Raw genomic sequence first — 4,225 nt, 5'->3', positions numbered from 1 at the left:
TCCGGGGGGCGCCGCCCGGCTGCCCCGCGGGGGGGCTCGCCGCTCCCCCCCGCGGCCCGCCCTGGGACGACGCCGTGCCGGGTCAGGCGGTGTTGACGGAGGTCTCCATCAGGGCGCCGCGCCATGCGACGGATTCGCGGAGGGCGGTGGCCACGTCGGGCGAGGTGCCGGTCAGGTCGGCGTAGGCGCGGTGCAGGTTCGCGACGATGCGCTCGGCGTCGGCCCAGTCCGCGAACTCGCCGAGGTCGGCGTCCTGCGCGGCCTGCAGCGGCGGGGTCCCGGCGTCCACCCCGGACTTCGCGAGGTCCAGCACCAGCCGGTAGTAGCGCTCGTGCTCGGCGAGCACCGCGGGCAGGTCCGCGGCCTCGATCACCGGGCCGTGCCCGGGCACCACGCGCCGCGGCTCGAACTCGGCGATCCAGTCCAGCGCCCGCGCCGCGCCCGCGGGCGAGCCCATGAACACCAGCGGCGTGAGGCCGTGGAACAGCAGGTCGCCGCTGAACAGCACGCGTTCCTCGGGCAGCCAGGCCACCACGTCGCCGCCGGTGTGCGCGGAGTGGCCGGGGTGGCGCAGTTCGACGGTGCGGCCGCCGACGTGCACCGACAGCTCGGACCGGAAGGTCACCGACGGCACGCGCCGCACCACGTTCCCCCAGTCCGGGACGGGCGACCAGAACGGCGGGCAACCGTCGATCATCGGGTCGGTGGCGAGCGCGGACCGCATGTGCTCGTGTCCGAACAGGACGGTCTCGGCGGGCAGCAGCGAGTTGCCGTAGGAGTGGTCGCCGTGCTCGTGGGTGTTCACCGCCCACCGGATCGGCGAATCCGGTGCGGTGCGGGCGATCTCGTCCAGGAACCGGCGGGTGCGCTGCTCGGTGGCGCAGGTGTCGACGACGAGCAGCCCGTCGTCCCCGGCGATCACCCCGGCGTTGTTCACCCACCAGGTCCCGTCCGGCTGCACCCACGCCCACACCCCGTCGGCGAGCGGTTCGAGGCGGGGCTGCGTGTCGTTCGTGTGCATGCGAGCAGTGTGCACCGGTCGCCCGGAGACCATCTCGGCCCCGCCGCCGGGGAGGGGTTCGTGGGGGGAATGCCGCAGCGGTACCCGGCACGCGCGGAATTCGTCCGGTCACCCGGCCTCCGGCTCTACGCTCCGATTTCCCGGCCAGGTGAGCCGGACAGGTGAGGAGGCCGTGTCGTGCAGGTGAAGAAGTTCCTCGGTGCGCTGGTGCTGGCGGGCGGTGTCGCGGTGGCGGCCCCGGCGGTGGCGCTGGCGGCGGACCCGCCGCCGGACCAGACCGTCCCCGGCAATGGCGACGCCGACGAGACCACGCCCGGTTCCGGCGGTACCAGCGACGGCACCGTGCCCGGTTCGGGCGGGGTGGGCACGATCGCCCTGGCGCAGGGCGACGGCGGTTCCGGCATCGGCGACAGCGGCGGCGGTTCCGGCATCGGCAACAGCGGTGACGACAACGGGTCGGGCATCGGCGACAGCGGCGGCGGCTCGGGCATCGGCCAGAGCTGACCCGACCGCCCGCGCGGAACGGGGCCCCCCCCCCCCCCCCGGGGGGGGGCGGGGCCGGGGGGGGGGGGGGGGGGCGCCCCGCCGCCCCCCCCCCGCCCCCCGCGGCGGCGGGCCCCGGCCCCCGGGGGGGGGGGCGGGCCCCCCCCCCCGCGCCCCCCCCCCCCCCGGCGCCCCCCCCCCCCCCCCCCCGCGGGGGGGGGGGGCCCTTCCATCGTCCGAGGGGTGGCGGCCCCGATCAGGCCCCCTGCGGCCCGTCTTCCAGGTCGCCTTCTGCGCAGGGAAACCCACCTCTTCGGTCTTCCGCACGGGATCTCCCGGGTGACGGAGGTCTGTTCAGGAAGTTCGTCGACGAGATCGTCGAATCCGCCCCGCACCGGCTCGGTGGTCTCTTACGGTACCTGTCACAGGGCGTGGTCCCGTGTACGCAGAGAAGAGGCGGTGCGGATTTGGACTGGGAAGAGTTGCGGCGCACGGCTGATGCTCTTGATGAGCAGGCCGGGCTGATTCGCGAAGCCCGAGAAGAGCAAGACACGCTGCGGTTCCGCGGCTCGTCGGAGAGCGGAGTCGCGACCGCGACCTGCACCGGAGGAGGAGCTCTGCTCGAACTGGACATCCGAGCCGGGGCGCTCGATTCGAGTCGACCCGAGATGATTTCGCGCGACCTGGTGGAGTCCATCCAAGCTGCGCGCCGGATGGCTGGTGAGGCGGCCGGCGAACGGCTCCAGCAGCTCGCGCCAGGATTCACCTCGGAGGCCGAGTGATGCAGGAGATCGAGGACTTGGTCGCTGAGATCGGTCGGCGCACCGAAGAAGTGGCGGAGGTCGGGAGGTCGCTCTCGGAACGTCGAATATCAGTTGATGTTCCAGGGGGGATCGGCACCGTCTCCGTGAGCGGTCACGGTCGGTTGATCGACATCGAGCTCGATCGGGAGAACCTCTGGCGTACCAACGAGTCGTCGCTCGGTCGGCTCGTCGTAGACGCACTCGCGGACGCCGAACGGCAGGCTGCTGAATTGCGCGAACGCGAGTTCCAGAACGGTCAGGGGTGAGCGGCGTGGCCGGGTTCGACGTGGTGATCGAGGCATTGCGCGGGAACGTGATGTTCTTGCAGGAGGCCCAAGACAGCTGGGAAGAGGCGCACAACAAGGTCAAGGGGAAGACCTTGGAGGAAGACGACCTCGGCCTCCTGGGGAAGCAGGGCGACATTCCCGGTGCGTACAACGGCGCTGCGGAGAACCTCTTCGCCGGCCTGTTGAAGGGTGTCGAGAACCTGGGGAAGGCAGCCGCTTCCCTGCGTGCGGTGGTCGACGACCAGGCCGAACGCGAAGAAGAGATCGAAGCAGAGCTGCGGAAGACCCAGTAGGAGGTGGTGCAGCATGACGGCAGCGTTGACTGCGTTCCCTGATCGGGAAGCCGCCATCGTCGTCGAGTACGCCGAGAAGACCGGACGGTACGTGATCGTCCGGGTCATCGATGAGATCCGTGACTGGCTCGGCCATCCCGAGGTGGTCATGGATATCGCCCAGGCCTGGTCTCCCGCTGCCAAGGCAGGTCTGCTGCACGCCGACGACACCATCGTCGAGGCGCGCACGTCCATCAGCGGAAACTGGTCCGGGCCGGCGGCCACCAGCTATCTGACCTACTTGGATCACGTTTCCAAGGTGATGCTGGCGACCGGTGAGCTGTTCGACGAGTTCTCCGGGAAGATGCTCGACATCCGGCAGCACATCACCGACGCCTACAAGGAGGCGATCGGCATCATCGGCAACACCGGGGCGGAGATCCTGAGCATGACCGGTGGGATCGTCGCCGGCGCGAAGGAGTTGCTCTTCGGGGTGGCGGACGCCGTGCTCGAGGCGTTGGCGAACTTCCTGCGGCTGATCACCTCGACGGCGCAGAACATCGTGCAGATCATGACGGATTTCCAGCGCAGCGGGCTGGAACTCGCGCAGCGGGCGGCAGATCTGCAGATCCCGGAGGCATTGCCGTCGGTGGTCGCGGATTCCGGGAACTGGAAGGCGGGGTCCGCATGATCGGGGCCTGGCAGCGGGGTATCGGCGTCGCTGCTCTGCTGGTGTGCGCGGCGGGATGCGCGAGCAACCCGGGAACCGACCCGGCGAACGACGAGTTCCAGGAATCTCCGGAGGCGTGCTCGTTGCTGACCACGCAGGCGGTCGGAGACGCGCTCGGCGCCCCGCAGGTCACTCCGGAACGAGCGGGGAACGGGTGCACTTGGTCGTTCCGGGGTGCAGCGGAAATCGGACCGGGACCGGCGTTGCGGACCCTTTCAGTGCGGAACACCGTGCACCGCAGCAACGGCGAGACCTCCGGCTCGGATCTCGCGCTCGCGGCGGTGCAGAGGGCCGGGCGGGATTCCGGTGGGCGAATGCAGGGCATCAGCGGAGTCGGCGACGCCGGGGTTCACGGATCGGCCGCAGGAAGCGCGGAGTACGTGTTCGCCGTCGGCAACATCAGCGTCGCGCTCACCGTCGAAGGCCAGGACTTCGACGGTGCGAACGCGCAGCCGATCCCCGCGGACGCGGCGAGCCGGGCGGGCTCGCGGATCGGCCAGCAGATCACGACGGCGCTGCGCCGGGGCTGACTGGGTCTTCCAGGGGCCCCGGGGGCCCGCGCGCCGCGCCGCCCGCCCCCCCCCCCCCCGCCCCGCCGCGCCCCCCCCCGCCCGCCCCCGCCCCCCCCC

General features: G+C 71.6%; 7 protein-coding genes. 6 read left to right on the top strand and 1 reads right to left on the bottom strand.

Annotated elements, in window-relative coordinates:
- Window positions 1-82 precede the first annotated feature (82 nt).
- Window positions 83-1,021, bottom strand: a complete 939-nt coding sequence (locus LCD31_RS20870; RefSeq protein ID WP_224960426.1) for an MBL fold metallo-hydrolase — start codon at window positions 1,019-1,021, stop codon at window positions 83-85.
- 177 nt (window positions 1,022-1,198) lie between these two features.
- Here LCD31_RS20870 and LCD31_RS20865 point away from each other — a divergent pair, with 177 nt between their 5' ends.
- The 6 genes from LCD31_RS20865 to LCD31_RS20840 all read left to right on the top strand — a co-directional run bounded on the left by LCD31_RS20865 (window position 1,199) and on the right by LCD31_RS20840 (window position 4,126).
- Complete coding sequence (locus tag LCD31_RS20865; protein WP_224960424.1) at window positions 1,199-1,525, top strand: hypothetical protein; 327 nt, start codon at window positions 1,199-1,201, stop codon at window positions 1,523-1,525.
- 446 nt (window positions 1,526-1,971) lie between these two features.
- The gene (locus LCD31_RS20860; protein WP_224960422.1) at window positions 1,972-2,286 is read left to right on the top strand and encodes a YbaB/EbfC family nucleoid-associated protein; all 315 of its coding nucleotides are present in this window, start codon (window positions 1,972-1,974) and stop codon (window positions 2,284-2,286) included.
- Entirely contained in the window at window positions 2,286-2,573 is a 288-nt protein-coding gene (locus LCD31_RS20855; RefSeq protein ID WP_224960421.1) for a YbaB/EbfC family nucleoid-associated protein, read from the top strand. Before LCD31_RS20860 ends, LCD31_RS20855 begins: the two co-directional genes overlap by 1 nt.
- A gap of 5 nt (window positions 2,574-2,578) precedes the next feature.
- Window positions 2,579-2,887 (top strand): hypothetical protein, encoded by a 309-nt coding sequence (locus LCD31_RS20850; RefSeq protein WP_224960420.1) that lies wholly within the window; start codon window positions 2,579-2,581, stop codon window positions 2,885-2,887.
- Window positions 2,888-2,900: 13 nt separating this feature from the next.
- A complete protein-coding gene (locus LCD31_RS20845) occupies window positions 2,901-3,557 on the top strand; it encodes a hypothetical protein (RefSeq protein ID WP_224960419.1) in 657 nt (218 codons plus the stop codon).
- Window positions 3,558-3,814: 257 nt separating this feature from the next.
- Complete coding sequence (locus tag LCD31_RS20840) at window positions 3,815-4,126, top strand: hypothetical protein (protein ID WP_224960418.1); 312 nt, start codon at window positions 3,815-3,817, stop codon at window positions 4,124-4,126.
- Window positions 4,127-4,225 lie beyond the last annotated feature (99 nt).

This window comes from Saccharopolyspora sp. 6M, from assembly GCF_020176775.1.
Classification (GTDB): Bacteria; Actinomycetota; Actinomycetes; order Mycobacteriales; family Pseudonocardiaceae; genus Saccharopolyspora_C; species Saccharopolyspora_C gregorii.
This window is presented reverse-complemented; position numbering and strand designations above follow the sequence as displayed.